Source organism: Mycetocola zhujimingii (assembly GCF_003065425.1).
Taxonomy (GTDB): domain Bacteria; phylum Actinomycetota; class Actinomycetes; order Actinomycetales; family Microbacteriaceae; genus Mycetocola_A; species Mycetocola_A zhujimingii.
In genome coordinates this window covers 2,527,997-2,540,962 of the sequence record NZ_CP026949.1, presented here as the reverse complement: position 1 = coordinate 2,540,962, position 12,966 = coordinate 2,527,997, and the positions used below count along the sequence as shown (strand labels likewise).

General features: G+C 65.7%; 14 protein-coding genes and 3 tRNA genes. 13 read left to right on the top strand and 4 right to left on the bottom strand.

Features of this window, described 5'->3' with window-relative positions; all coding sequences use genetic code 11:
- Positions 1-23: 23 nt before the first annotated feature.
- From aztD to C3E77_RS12150, 3 genes are all read left to right on the top strand, one after another.
- Complete coding sequence (gene aztD / locus C3E77_RS12160; protein WP_108391870.1) at positions 24-1,247, top strand: zinc metallochaperone AztD; 1,224 nt, start codon at positions 24-26, stop codon at positions 1,245-1,247.
- Between the two features lie 241 nt (positions 1,248-1,488).
- On the top strand, positions 1,489-1,920 hold the full coding sequence (locus C3E77_RS12155; protein ID WP_108391869.1) for a hypothetical protein: 432 nt from the start codon (positions 1,489-1,491) through the stop codon (positions 1,918-1,920).
- 2 nt (positions 1,921-1,922) lie between these two features.
- Positions 1,923-2,282, top strand: coding sequence for a PadR family transcriptional regulator (locus C3E77_RS12150; RefSeq protein ID WP_108391868.1), 360 nt, complete (start codon positions 1,923-1,925; stop codon positions 2,280-2,282).
- 152 nt (positions 2,283-2,434) lie between these two features.
- Here the strand turns inward: C3E77_RS12150 and C3E77_RS12145 are convergent.
- The 4 genes from C3E77_RS12145 to C3E77_RS12130 all read right to left on the bottom strand — a co-directional run bounded on the left by C3E77_RS12145 (position 2,435) and on the right by C3E77_RS12130 (position 3,415).
- Positions 2,435-2,507 (bottom strand) — tRNA-Phe (locus C3E77_RS12145).
- 63 nt (positions 2,508-2,570) lie between these two features.
- Positions 2,571-2,644, bottom strand: a tRNA-Asp gene (locus tag C3E77_RS12140).
- A gap of 36 nt (positions 2,645-2,680) precedes the next feature.
- Positions 2,681-2,753: transfer RNA gene (locus C3E77_RS12135), tRNA-Glu, on the bottom strand.
- Between the two features lie 167 nt (positions 2,754-2,920).
- Positions 2,921-3,415, bottom strand: a complete 495-nt coding sequence (locus C3E77_RS12130; RefSeq protein ID WP_108391867.1) for an inorganic diphosphatase — start codon at positions 3,413-3,415, stop codon at positions 2,921-2,923.
- A 44-nt stretch (positions 3,416-3,459) separates the two neighbouring features.
- On the opposite strand from C3E77_RS12130, the gene tilS reads away from it, so the two are divergent.
- The 10 genes from tilS (at position 3,460) to C3E77_RS12080 (ending at position 12,939) form a co-directional block, all read left to right on the top strand.
- Positions 3,460-4,476 (top strand): tRNA lysidine(34) synthetase TilS, encoded by a 1,017-nt coding sequence (gene tilS / locus C3E77_RS12125; RefSeq protein WP_108391866.1) that lies wholly within the window; start codon positions 3,460-3,462, stop codon positions 4,474-4,476.
- 4 nt (positions 4,477-4,480) lie between these two features.
- Complete coding sequence (gene hpt, locus C3E77_RS12120) at positions 4,481-5,032, top strand: hypoxanthine phosphoribosyltransferase (RefSeq protein WP_108391865.1); 552 nt, start codon at positions 4,481-4,483, stop codon at positions 5,030-5,032.
- 139 nt (positions 5,033-5,171) lie between these two features.
- Positions 5,172-7,172, top strand: a complete 2,001-nt coding sequence (gene ftsH / locus C3E77_RS12115; RefSeq protein WP_108391864.1) for an ATP-dependent zinc metalloprotease FtsH — start codon at positions 5,172-5,174, stop codon at positions 7,170-7,172.
- A gap of 5 nt (positions 7,173-7,177) precedes the next feature.
- The gene (gene folE, locus C3E77_RS12110) at positions 7,178-7,768 is read left to right on the top strand and encodes a GTP cyclohydrolase I FolE (protein ID WP_108391863.1); all 591 of its coding nucleotides are present in this window, start codon (positions 7,178-7,180) and stop codon (positions 7,766-7,768) included.
- A complete protein-coding gene (gene folP, locus C3E77_RS12105; protein WP_232528878.1) occupies positions 7,761-8,576 on the top strand; it encodes a dihydropteroate synthase in 816 nt (271 codons plus the stop codon). Before folE ends, folP begins: the two co-directional genes overlap by 8 nt.
- Positions 8,577-8,669: 93 nt before the next feature.
- Complete coding sequence (locus C3E77_RS12100) at positions 8,670-9,266, top strand: biotin transporter BioY (protein ID WP_108391862.1); 597 nt, start codon at positions 8,670-8,672, stop codon at positions 9,264-9,266.
- Positions 9,263-10,510 carry a class I adenylate-forming enzyme family protein gene (locus C3E77_RS12095; protein WP_234031203.1) on the top strand — a complete coding sequence of 416 codons (1,248 nt, stop codon included), beginning with the start codon at positions 9,263-9,265 and terminating at the stop codon, positions 10,508-10,510. The genes C3E77_RS12100 and C3E77_RS12095 overlap by 4 nt, the downstream gene beginning before the upstream one ends.
- Positions 10,503-11,654 (top strand): thiolase family protein, encoded by a 1,152-nt coding sequence (locus C3E77_RS12090; RefSeq protein WP_234031202.1) that lies wholly within the window; start codon positions 10,503-10,505, stop codon positions 11,652-11,654. Before C3E77_RS12095 ends, C3E77_RS12090 begins: the two co-directional genes overlap by 8 nt.
- On the top strand, positions 11,654-12,337 hold the full coding sequence (locus tag C3E77_RS12085; RefSeq protein ID WP_108391860.1) for an energy-coupling factor ABC transporter ATP-binding protein: 684 nt from the start codon (positions 11,654-11,656) through the stop codon (positions 12,335-12,337). Before C3E77_RS12090 ends, C3E77_RS12085 begins: the two co-directional genes overlap by 1 nt.
- Entirely contained in the window at positions 12,337-12,939 is a 603-nt protein-coding gene (locus C3E77_RS12080; RefSeq protein WP_108391859.1) for an energy-coupling factor transporter transmembrane component T family protein, read from the top strand. Before C3E77_RS12085 ends, C3E77_RS12080 begins: the two co-directional genes overlap by 1 nt.
- Positions 12,940-12,966: the final 27 nt, after the last annotated feature.

Sequence of the window (12,966 nt, the reverse complement as noted above, 5' to 3'; positions counted from 1 at the left end):
GACCCACTTCCCAGAAAGAAACCATGAAATCACGACACCACCGCCTGTTTGGGGCATCCGTTGCTGTGCTCGGCACCGCGCTGCTCGCGACCGCTTGCGCGCCGCCTGTCCCCGCTGGCACCTCAGGTTCCGGCGCGGACGCGCTCGACGCGCCGGTGCCCCGCGTCACAGTCACCTATGACGGCGGCATCCTCGTTCTTGACGGTGAAACGCTCGAGGAGGTCGCCGACCTTCCCATCGAAGGCTTCACCCGGGTGAATTCAGCCGGTGATGGGCGACATGTTCTCGTTACCGTCCCGGACGGGTTCCAGATCCTCGACGCGGGAACGTGGACAGTTGACGGCGCGAGCTTTGTTGCCGAACCTCAGCTCACCGACCTGATTTTCGAAGCGGATGCGGCCGGTCACGTGGTCAAGCACGGAGGCAAGACGGTCCTCTTCGCTGACGGCACCGGTGACACGATGATCTTCGAGGCCGATGACCTCCTGGCCCTCGATGGCGAACTGCCCGAAACCGAGGTGGTACCGGCGCCGGAGGCACACCACGGTGTGTCGATCGAGCTGGAGGATGGCACGCTGCTGACAACGGTGGGGGACTCGGAAAGCCGCACAGGCATCCGTGTGCTCGACTCCAATCGGGAGGAGATCGCGGCAAGCGACGAGTGCCCGTCTGTGCACGGTGAGGGGACCGCGGCGAACGAGGTCGTCGTTTTCGGTTGCAGTGACGGTGTGCTTGCCTACGACAACGGAACCATCACGAAGATTCCGGCACCAGACGCATACGGACGGATGGGAAACGCCTACGTCACAGAGACGAGCCCGATCGCGGTGGGAGACTACAACTCGAACCCCGATTCGGAAGGGTACCTCCTCACCGAGCTGGCGATCATTGACACTGAAGCGAAAACCCTCGCGGTCATCGACCTGCCCGCTGGCGTGAGCTACACGTTCAGGGATGTTGCGCGTGGCCCCGGAGACGACGTCTACGTCCTCGCGAGCGATGGAAACATCCACGTGCTCGACGAGAACACCGGGGAAATAACGGCCGCGTACCCGGTGGTGGAGCCGTGGGAGGGACCGGCCGAATGGCAGGATGCGCACCCGGCCATCACCGTGAACGGGAACATCGCGTACGTCACCGAACCGGCGACCGATTCCCTGCACGCCGTGAATCTGGAGACCGGCGAGATCATTGCTTCGAGCGAGCTCTCCGGGACGCCGAACGAGATCGCGGTCGCGGTGGGTTAGAGCCACGCACCAGTGCACTGGGGCCCCGCACATCGCGGGGCCCCAGTGTGTATATGCGTTGGTCGCGGTTGGGCGCTTTCCGTGCCTCGGATGCCCGCCGGCCACGTCGAGTGGATCACTTCCGGTCGAGAGCATCCCGCGAAACTGGTGTTCTGGGCCGGAAATGATGCGCTCGCCCAGCGCCGCGAGAATTTTCTGATGAATACTACCGCCGGTAGTGTTCCATTGGTACAGTGCCTTCATGAACACACAAACGCTCGCTCCGGCCACCGTCAACGCCCGTTCGGTACTCCTGCCATACCTGCTCGTCCTGGTTGCTGCAGTGGTGCTCATCCAGATGGTCATCGCCCTGACCGGGGGAGAGGTCGGCATCCTCGCCGGGACTCTCACCGCTGTCGTCGCCGTCGCAGTCGGTGCGTGGATGTGGCGCAATTACCGCACCCTCGCGAAGATCCGCTTTGGCATCGCGATCGCTCACGCCATCGCTTTTCTCGCTGTGACGACATCATTCAACGTGCACGCGGTGATTCGGGCGATCTCCGTCGACTCCCCGGCCGCTGAGCTTCTGGCGACCCCCTGGTTTGGCGCGACCCTCGTGATGAGCGCGGCCTGGGGGATCGGGCTGTTCGTTCACCTCACCGGCGCGGTGCTCGGCCGCGGCTGGGAAGACTGACCGTGACGCGCCCCAGCGAAGAACAGGAATGGGCGGATGGTCGGGTCGAATCGTGGGTGGAGACCTACAAGAAGTCGATGCTGACGCCGGTGATCCTTCGCGTGGTGGATGACCTTCAGCCGGTGACGATTGCCGCGATAGCGGCCCAGGTTTCTTCGCGTACCGGCTGGTCGATTACCGAACGCAGCCTGTATCGGACCCTGAAGCGGCTTCAGGACTCAGGCCTTCTGCACAGTTCGGAGGTTGCGGCCCCTCGAACCGGCGCCAAACTCAAGGAACTGTCGCTGACCGCGCTCGGGGCACAGTTCCTGGCCGGCGTCGAGGCGAACCTCGTCGATATCTCGGGCCGGACGGAGGGGTAGCTCGGCGGACAGGGCCAGCGCGACCTCGCTCCAGCGAAAGCATCAGTTGCGGTCGAGAACATCCGGCGCAACCGGTGTGTTCGACCGGAAGTGGTGCGCTCGGCGGTTAAATGAAGAAATCCCCGCAAGTAGAAGCCTTACGAGGATTTCAGTGGCTCCGACGGGCGTCGATCCCGTGACCTCACGATTTTCAGTCGTGCGCTCTACCAACTGAGCTACAGAGCCCAACGGCGTTTCTGCCGCTGGAAGGTGAAAAACCCTTCCTTTCGGAAGGGCTCTTCACTTCAGCGACCCTGACGGGACTTGAACCCGCGACCTCCGCCGTGACAGGGCGGCACGCTAACCAACTGCGCTACAGGGCCTTACTTTTTTACTTGTATTCAGTGTAGTAGTTATTGTGACCCCAACGGGATTCGAACCCGTGCTACCGCCGTGAAAGGGCGGCGTCCTAGGCCACTAAACGATGGGGCCGCGAGCCTTTGAGGGGCTCTGTAACTACCGAGAAGTAAGCATACGGTGCTCACACACGTTTTTGCAAAACGAGCGCTAGCCGGCAGCAAAAACCGCGGAATTCCGGGCCTCAAACGAAAAACCCCGCATCCGGATCCGGATGCGGGGTTTCGTCACGAAGCGGATGCCTAGTGGCCGCCTTCTTCGCGGAGCTTCACGAATCCAGCCTCGACGATTGCTTCAGCTTCTGCAGCGTCGCCCCAGCCCTCGATCTTGACCCACTTGTTGGGCTCGAGGTCCTTGTAGCGAGCGAAGAAGTGCTCGAGTTCCTTGCGGGTCTGCTCCGGGACATCGGTGATGTCCTGGATGTGAGCCCAGCGCGGGTCCTTGTACTGGACGCAGACGACCTTGGCGTCCGAGCCAGCTTCGTCGCTCATGTTGAGCACGCCGACGGGACGAACCTTGATGCCGACGCCGGGGAAGACCGGGTACTCGAGCAGCACGAGAGCGTCAACGGGGTCGCCGTCGAGGCCGAGCGTGTTCTCGAAGTAGCCGTAGTCAACGGGGTAGGTGAAAGCGGTGAACAGAACGCGGTCCAGGTAGACGCGACCAGTTTCGTGGTCGACCTCGTACTTGTTGCGGCTGCCCTTGGGGATTTCTACGACGACGTCGTAATCGGCCATAAGTGTGTTCTCCCTTGTGTCAAAGTCTGGAATAACGTTACTTGATGCCCACAAACAGCAAATTCCGCCGTGAACCGCTCGACAAAGCGGTCGCCGATGTGCGCCTCGCCGTGCGCCAGTCGCTCGCCGGAACCGTCCGCGAGGGTGAGGCGGTGCTCGTCGCACTGAGCGGTGGGCCTGACTCGCTGGCCCTTGCCGCCGCGACGGCCTTCGAAGCACCGAAACAGGGGATCCGTGCGGGCGCCGTGATCGTCGATCACGGTCTGCAGGATGGATCGGCGGATGTTGCGGCGCGCGCGGCGGACCAGGCGCGGGCGCTCGCCCTGGAGCCGGTGATGGTGATCCGGGTGGGCGTGGACGGTCGCGGCGGACCAGAGGCCGCAGCCCGAACCGCCCGCTACGCGGCGTTCGACGCCGCGCTCACCGACACCGGAGCATCCGCTCTTCTGCTCGGCCACACCCTCGACGACCAGGCCGAAACCGTTCTGCTCGGGCTGGCGCGCGGGTCCGGGTCGGGAAGTTTGATGGGGATGGCGCCCGTCAGTGGGCACTACCTCCGCCCGCTTCTCGGGGTTCGGCGTGCGGCAACGCACGCTGCGTGTGCCGCAGAAGGACTCGAACCGTGGACCGACCCGCACAACAGCGACCCGTCGTACACGCGGGTGCGAGTGCGCGAGACGGTGTTGCCCGTGCTCGAGAAGGAACTCGGCCCCGGCATCGCTGAGGCGCTTGCCCGGACAGCTGAGCAACTGCGGGAAGACACGGAGGCGTTCGATGCGATGATCGACGAGTTCATCGAGGAGATCTGCGAACCCGCGGAGGCGGGCATCGCGGTTTCCGTCTCCGCGCTGGCAGCGAACCCTCCCGCGCTCAGGCACCGGATCATCCGGACGGTTGCTGCGAGCGAGTTCGGTCAGTCGTTGTCACGGAATCACACGCTCGCGATCGCCGCACTCGTCACCGACTGGAAAGGCCAGGGCGCGATCGATGTTCCCGGCTTCACGGTGACCAGGATTGGCGGCCGGCTCGAATTTTCGGCTCGACAGCCGACGGTAGGATAAATCCATGGAATCGAGCGATATTGCAGGCGACCTCACGACCATCCTCGTCACGGAACAAGAGATCCACGACAAGCTGGATGAGCTCGCCGCTCAGATCGACTCCGATTACGAGGGCAAGGACCTTCTCCTCGTCGGCGTGCTGAAGGGTGCCGTCATGGTGATGGCAGACCTCTCCCGCGCCATGAAGAAGCACGTGTCCATCGACTGGATGGCCGTCTCGTCGTACGGCGCAGGCACGAAGTCCAGTGGTGTCGTGCAGATCCGCAAGGACCTCGACGCGGACCTCACCGGCCGCCACGTGCTGATCGTCGAAGACATCATCGACTCCGGGCTGACCCTGTCGTGGCTGCTCGAGAACTTCGCGTCACGAGGCGTCGCCTCGATCGAGGTCTGCGCCCTGCTTCGGAAGCCCGAGGCGGCCAAGGTTGAGATCGACTGCAAGTACGTGGGCTTCGACATCCCTACTGACTTCGTCGTCGGCTATGGCCTCGACTTCAATGAGCGCTACCGCAACCTGCGCGACGTCGCGGTTCTCGCGCCGCACGTCTACTCCTGACCCCCGCAGCCCCCGGCGTTTACCCTTGGGGCGAACACAGAGGCGCAGCCCAGCTTTCTGGCGATAGCCTTGAGGCCACGAGGCGCGAGTTGTCTCGCCGTACCTTCAGAAAGGTGTTGGGCATCCGCTCATCCGCACTATGAATTTCAAGCGCATCTTCAAAGGCCCGCTGCCGTACATCCTGATCGCGGTCATTGTCTTCTTCGTCGGTTCCAGCCTGCTCAACATGAATGGCTACAAAGAGGTAACCACCGAGCACGGGCTTGAGCTGCTCGCCGACGGAAAAGTCGCTGAAGCGACGCTCACCGAGGGTGATAACCGCGCGGATCTGACCCTCGAGAAGGCCGACGGCGACAACGGCACAATGGTCCAGTTCTACTACATCAACGCGCGAGCAGCGGATGTCGTTTCAGCCGTCGATGAGGCTGCGCCCTCCGACGGCTACAACGACAAGGTGCCTCAGCCGAGCTTCTGGCTGTCGGCTCTCGGACTGCTCCTCCCGCTCCTGTTGATCGGTGTCTTCTTCTGGATCATGCTGTCGAGCATGCAGGGCGGCGGATCGAAGGTCATGCAGTTCGGCAAGTCGAAGGCGAAGCTCGTCTCGAAAGAGTCCCCGAAGGTCACCTTTGAGGATGTTGCCGGCAGCGATGAGGCGATCGAAGAACTCGAGGAGATCAAGGACTTCCTCAAGGAGCCCGCGCGCTTCCAGGCCGTTGGCGCCCGGATCCCCAAGGGTGTGCTGCTCTACGGCCCTCCCGGAACCGGTAAGACACTTCTCGCCCGCGCCGTCGCCGGTGAGGCTGGCGTCCCGTTCTACTCGATCTCCGGATCTGACTTCGTCGAGATGTTCGTGGGTGTCGGCGCAAGCCGTGTTCGCGACCTGTTCCAGCAGGCCAAGGAAAACGCGCCAGCGATCATCTTCGTCGACGAGATCGATGCCGTCGGTCGCCACCGCGGCGCAGGCATGGGTGGCGGGCACGACGAGCGCGAGCAGACACTCAACCAGCTGCTCGTCGAGATGGACGGCTTCGACCCGAAGGCGAACGTCATCATGATCGCCGCGACGAACCGCCCAGACATCCTGGACCCCGCACTTCTCCGACCGGGCCGGTTCGACCGCCAGATCGGCGTCGACGCCCCTGACCTCAAGGGCCGGATGAAGATCCTCGAGGTACACGCCAAGGGCAAGCCGATGTCGGAGAACGTCGACCTCGAAGTCCTCGCCCGCAAGACCCCAGGGTTCACCGGAGCCGACCTCGCGAACGTCCTCAACGAGGCTGCGCTGCTGACCGCGCGATCGAACGCCCAGATCATCGACAACCGCGCCCTCGACGAGGCCGTCGACCGGGTCATGGCAGGACCTCAGCGCCGCAGCCGTGTGATGCGCGACCAGGAGAAGCTCATCACCGCGTACCACGAGGGTGGACACGCCCTCGCCGCGGCATCGATGCGCAACACCGACCCCGTGACGAAGGTCACCATCCTTCCCCGCGGCCGTGCCCTCGGCTACACGATGGTGCTCCCGCTCGAAGACAAATACTCGGTGACCCGAAACGAACTGCTCGACCAGCTCACCTACGCCATGGGCGGACGTGTCGCTGAGGAGATGGTGTTCCACGACCCGACAACCGGAGCGTCGAACGACATCGAGAAGGCCACGGGAATAGCCCGCAAGATGGTTACCGAATACGGCATGAGCGCCAACGTCGGAGCCATCAAGCTCGGCCAGTCGAGCGGTGAGGTCTTCCTCGGCCGCGACATGGGCCACCAGCGCGACTACTCGGAGCAGATCGCTGAAGAGGTCGACTCTGAGGTCCGCGCGCTGATCGAACAGGCCCACGACGAAGCCTGGCAGGTGCTCAACGACAACCGCGACATCCTCGACCGGCTTGCCGCTGAACTCCTCGAGAAGGAGACACTGGATCACAATCAGCTCGCCGAGATCTTCAAGGACATCAAGAAGCTCCCGCCGCGCCCGCAGTGGCTGTCATCGACCAAGCGCCCGATCTCTGAGCGCCCTCCGATTGCTGTGCCGATCACGAAGGCTCCCATCGATCCCGACGCGACAGACGGTGGCGTCCAGAGTGACTCGAGCAACACGCCTCTCCCGCAGTCCGACCCGCGCCCAGCAACGGCGTAGCTCAGATGGCGGGGGTCGATAAGCCGCGCGTCGAAGCGGCTGTCATCGAGTTGCTCGCGGCGATCGGCGAAGACGCGCAGCGGCCAGGGCTCGAGCGGACCCCGGCGCGGGTCGCGGAGGCCTACTCTGAGTTCTTCTCGGGGATCGGCGAGGACCCGCTCGAGCACCTGCGCGAGTCGGTTCCGGTCGGCGATGACGGCAACGGCGAGGTTGTGCTCCTGCGCGACATCTCCTTCCGCTCGATCTGCGAGCACCACCTGCTCCCGTTCCTCGGCAAAGCGCACGTCGCCTACCTGCCGGGGGAGCGCGTCGTGGGCCTCGGCCGGCTGCCGCTCGTCGTCGACACCCTCGCGTCGAGGCCCCAGCTCCAGGAGCGCCTGACGGAGCAGATCGCGGATGCGCTCGAGCGCGGTCTTGAGGCACGTGGCGTTCTCGTCGTGCTCGACGCCGTGCACGGCTGCGTCGCTGCACGCGGGGTCCGGCAGGCCAACTCGTCCACGGTGACCGTTGCAAGCCGCGGCGCTCTTGCCGAGCCGGCGCGCCGTGCTGAGCTGTTCGCCCTGATCGGCCACGGTGCGGCGGACGCTCATGCCTGATCGAGCCATGGCACCCCAGCGGATGCTGGTCATGGGGATCGTGAACGTCACCCCTGACTCATTCAGCGACGGCGGTCAGTTCCTCGACCACGAACGCGCTGTCTCCCATGCCAGGCAGCTCGTCGCCGACGGTGCAGACATCGTCGATGTCGGCGGTGAATCCACGCGCCCCGGCGCCGAGCGAATCGGTGTGACCGAAGAGTTGCGCCGCGTCCTTCCGGTGGTCCGCTCTCTCGCGGCCGACGGCATCCGCGTCTCTGTCGACACCATGAACGCCGAAACAGCCAGCGCCGCGGTGGAAGCAGGGGCCGAATTCATCAACGATGTGTCCGGTGGCCTCGCTGATCCGCAGATGGTGGCCGTTGCTGCGGACACCGGTGCACCCTACATTCTCAGCCACTGGCGCGGGCACAGCGTCGACATGAACTCCCGTGCACACTACGGCGATGTGGTCGCTGACGTCCGCGCGGAGCTCGAGGCCAGGATCGCTGCCCTTGAAGCCGGGGGAGTCGCGCGGGAGAGCATCATTCTCGACCCCGGTCTCGGTTTCGCGAAGACGGCCGACCAGAACTGGGAGATCCTGTCGCGGATCTCCGAGTTGCAGTCGCTCGGGCTGCCCGTGCTCGTCGGAGCATCCCGCAAGCGGTTCCTGGGCGATTTGCTTCCCGAAGGCGCCCCGATGGGCGATCGCGACCTGCCGACGGCAGTGGTGAGCGCCCTGCTCGCCGGCGCTGGGATCTGGGGAGTGCGCGTGCACGACGTGACGGCGACGGCGATCGCGCTTCAGGCCCACCGCCGTTTGGCCTGAGGGCGGGGTCATTGGATGACATCCACAAGACTTACATCGACACATTGGACCCTCCGCGCGGCGCAGCGCGCGACTTGCTGGCACGCTTGAGTCGTGCCTCACAACACCTCGCTCCGTGACCTGACCCGAATCGCCACTTTTACGGCGATCATCGCTGTGCTCGGCCTGCCCGGCGCGATCCCGCTCTTCGGCAATGCCGTTCCGATCACGCTGCAGACTCTCGGGGTGATGCTCGCCGGCGCGATCCTCGGCTGGTGGCGCGGCGCGGCCTCGGTACTGGCACTGCTCACCCTTGTCGCGGCCGGCCTGCCCCTGCTTTCCGGCGGACGCGGCGGTATTGGTGTGTTCTTCGGTCCATCGGTCGGCTACCTCATCGGTTTTGTCTTCGGCGCTGCGGTGACCGGGCTGATCGTCCACGCCGGTGCGTCGAAACCGACGTGGCTTCGGGTCATTGTCGGGTCGTTCGTCGGGGGAGTACTCACCGTCTACCTCTTCGGCATCCCGCTGCAGTCTCTCGTCACCGGTATCCCACTGCTCGGAACCGCATACGCGAGCCTGATCTTCCTCCCGGGAGACCTGGTCAAGGTAGCCCTGTCTGCGATCCTCGTGATGGCCGTGTGGCGGGCGTACCCGAGGGCGTTCACCTTCTCCACCCAGCCCCGAGTGGCCGCCGTCGCCGCGACACCGTGAGTCCGAACACCGAGGCTCTCGTCGTTGGCGCGTCCCGGTTGAGCTACGGCGAACTCGGCCGGCGCCTCGCGGAGTGGAGCGGCGACATACGCGACGGGCAGATTGTCCCGCTCCGGTCGGCGAACGCGACGGAACTCGTTGTCGCCGCACTGGCCGTGCGGCAGCGGGGCGGAGTGCCTGCGATCGGTGACGTGCGCTGGAGCGAGCGCCACTGGGAGGAGCTGACCCGATCCCTCTCCGACGTCGTCACCCCCTCCGGCGCAGCCTGGGCGACGTTCAGTTCGGGCAGCACCGGGTCGCCTCGGGTCATCCTCCGCGATGAGTCGTCGTGGGCACTGTCGTTCCCCGCGGTCACTCGGCTGATGAACCTCACGTCCAGCGATGTTGTGCTACTGCCATCGCCGCTGGTCTCCTCGCTGTCGATGTTCTCGATCGTGCACGCCCTCGATGCGGGCGCTACAGTGCTGCTCCCGGAGATGGCGGTGGTATCCCCGCTCGAGTGGGAACAGGCGACGATCCTTCACGGCACTCCCGGCGCACTCGAAAGCGTGCTCGACCTTCTCGACGCCGGCACCCCGATACGGCTTCGGCTGGCACTCATCGGCGGTGCGCACCTCGACGCCGGACTCCGGGCGCGGGCTGAGGCTGCCGGCATCCGGGTGGTCAGCTACTACGGTGCCGCCGAGCTCTCGTTCGTCGCGGTCGACGAGAACGGCAACGGCCTTCGGCCTTTCGACGGTGTCGAACTGCGCATCCTCGATGGCGAACTGCAGAGCCGCTCGCCGTACGTTGCCATCGGCTACCTGCCCGGCCACACGGGATCGTTTCGAAAGGATGCCGCCGGCTGGGCTTCTGTCGGCGATCTGGCGAGAATCAGCACCGACGGCATCCTCACTCTCTCTGGCAGGCGCGACGGCGCCATCCTCACCGCCGCGGCCACCGTCGTGCCCGAAGACGTCGAGAAAGTGTTGCGTACACTCAATGGCGTGAAAAACTCCGTCGTCTTCGGCGAACCCAACCCCCGGCTCGGTTCGCTCGTGTGCGCCGTCATCGAGGTGGAGGATGCGGCCAACCCGCCGACGTCGGCGGCCTTGCGCGCCGCCTGCCGCGATCAACTCAGCGTCGCGCAGATGCCCAGGCGCTGGTACCTCGCAACCGAACTCCCGAGAACAGCGACCGGAAAGCCCGCCCGCGCACGAATCGCTCAGGACGCGATCGATGAACGGATGCCCCGACTTGCGTGACAGCGTCGCCACCGTCATCGCCGCTCGGCGCACACCGATTGCGACAATCGGCCAGCGCCTCGCCGATTCGACCGTCGACGGGCTCGCCGCGGTGAGCCTCGGAGCAACCGTCGCCGATGCCAGGCGCTCACTCGGTCGGGACGTTCCGATCGGCGACGTCATCCTCGGTAATTGCATGGGACCAGGCGGGAACACGGCACGGGTCGCATCGCTCGCCGCTGGCATCGACGTCGCCGTTCCTGGCATGACCGTTGACCGCCAGTGTGGCTCAGGCCTTGCCGCTGTGCTCGTCGCTGCCGAGCAGATCGCTGCCGGCAGCCGGGCCATGCGGCTCGCCGGGGGTGCCGAGAGCGCGTCGACAGCGCCGACGCGCGTCGCGTCGCGGGGTGCATACGCGCGGGCCGCGTTCGCGCCCGACGGCTTCCCCGACCCCGACATGGGACCCGCGGCAGAGGCGCTCGCGGTGTCCCACGGCATCACCCGTCAGGCGCAGGATGCCTACGCCTTGCGCAGCCACGCCCGTGCGGTGGCGGCTCGCGAAGCGGGACGATTCGCCGATGAGCTCGCCGCTGTCGGCGACGTCGCGATCGATGACGGACCACGCGCGATGAGCCGGGCCGTTCTCGCTCGATTTGCCCCGGTCTTCGCGAGCGGCGCCGACGGCACCGTCACGGCGGGAAACTCGTGCCGCGTCAGCGACGGTGCCGCAACGGTTGCACTCGTGCCAGACAGCGAGCGCGGCGTGGCGCCGGGCCTCGCACTCATCGGGAGTGCGACCGTCGGCTGTGACCCGGCGACACCGGGACTCGGGCCGGTGTTCGCGATCGAATCCCTGCTCGCGTCGAGCGGAATCAGCCTCGATGACGTTGAGGCCGTTGAGATCGTCGAGGCGTTCGCCGCCCAGACCCTTGCCGTGCTTTCCGAGGTCGGGCTCGCCTCAGAGTTCGCCGTCGATGACCGCGTGTGCGCCGACGGCGGCGCTCTCGCCCTCGGCCACCCGTGGGGAGCAAGTGGCGCGGTCAGCGTGGTGCGGCTCTTCTCGCGCCTCGTGCGCGCCGGTCGCCCCGCCGGAACGCTGGGCCTGGCGACGGCAGCGATCGGCGGCGGCATGGGTGTCGCCGCCCTCTTCCGGGTGGTGCGCTGATGACACGCGAGATCTCGCTGTCCGGCGTGAGCGTCGACTATGAGAACCGGCGGGCCCTGATCGACGTAACCACGCGGCTTGACGCGCACCGGATCGCCGTCATCGGCGCCAACGGATCGGGCAAGTCCACCTTCGCCCGGCTCCTCAACGGGCTTGAGACGCCGACATCCGGCACGGTGAGTGTGCACGGCCTTGACCCGGTGCGCCAGGGTAAGCAGCTCCGTCGCCGGGTCGGTTTCATCTTCACCAACCCTGACGCCCAGATCGTGATGCCGACGGTGGCCGAGGATGTCGCGTTCTCCCTGCGCGGCCGGGGGCTGTCGAAATCCGAGATCGCGGAACGCGTGGCATCCGTTCTCGCCGACAACGGCTTGGGTGACCACGCCGACGCTCCCGCCCACAGTCTCTCCGGCGGGCAGAAGCAACTGCTCGCGATCTGTTCGGTGCTCGTCAGCGAACCCGAGCTTCTCGTCGCCGATGAGCCGACAACGCTGCTCGACGCAGCGAACACGCGGCGGATCGCTGACCTGTTCGCCCGGCTTCCGCAGCAGATCGTCCTCGTCACCCACAATCTCCGGCTCGCTGAACGGTGCGATGTCGCGCTGCTGTTCGAAGGCGGCAGGCTGGTCGAGCAGGGTGAGCCGACGGATGTTGTCGGTCGCTACGAGCGGGAGTTTGCGTGATGCAGGCGCTGGGCCTCTACCGGCCAGGCTCGAGCCTCATGCACCGGCTCGGCGCCGGAACCAAACTGATCGTGCTGTTCGTCCTCGCGCTCGCGGCCAGCGTGCCGCCACCGTCGGTGTGGCTCCTCGGCTCGCTGTCGGTCGTGGTGATCGCGCTGTACCTGATCGCCGGTCTCGGCTTTCGAGAACTGGGACGCCAGATCGTGATGATCCGGTGGCTGATCCTGCTGGTCACGATCACCGGACTGCTCTTTCTGCCTCTCGACACCGCGCTCGCGAATGTCACACGGATGGTGCTCGTCATTGTTCTCGCCGGGCTCGTCACGCTCACCACTCGGACGTCCGCCCTGCTCGATGCGTTCGAGGTGGCCCTCTCGCCCCTTCGCCGCATCGGAGTGGACCCGCAGCGCATCAGCCTCGTGCTCGCGCTGTCGATCCGCACGGTGCCGGTGATTGCCGGGTTCGGACAGCAATTGCGCGATGCCCAGCGCTCGAGAGGTGGACGGGTGAGCATCCGCGCGTTCGTCGTTCCCCTGCTCGTTCTCTCGCTGCGGCACTCCGACGACCTTGCAGACGCGCTCGTCGCGCGCGGTGCTGACTGACCCGGTCTCCCGCCGGGAGTTAGCCGA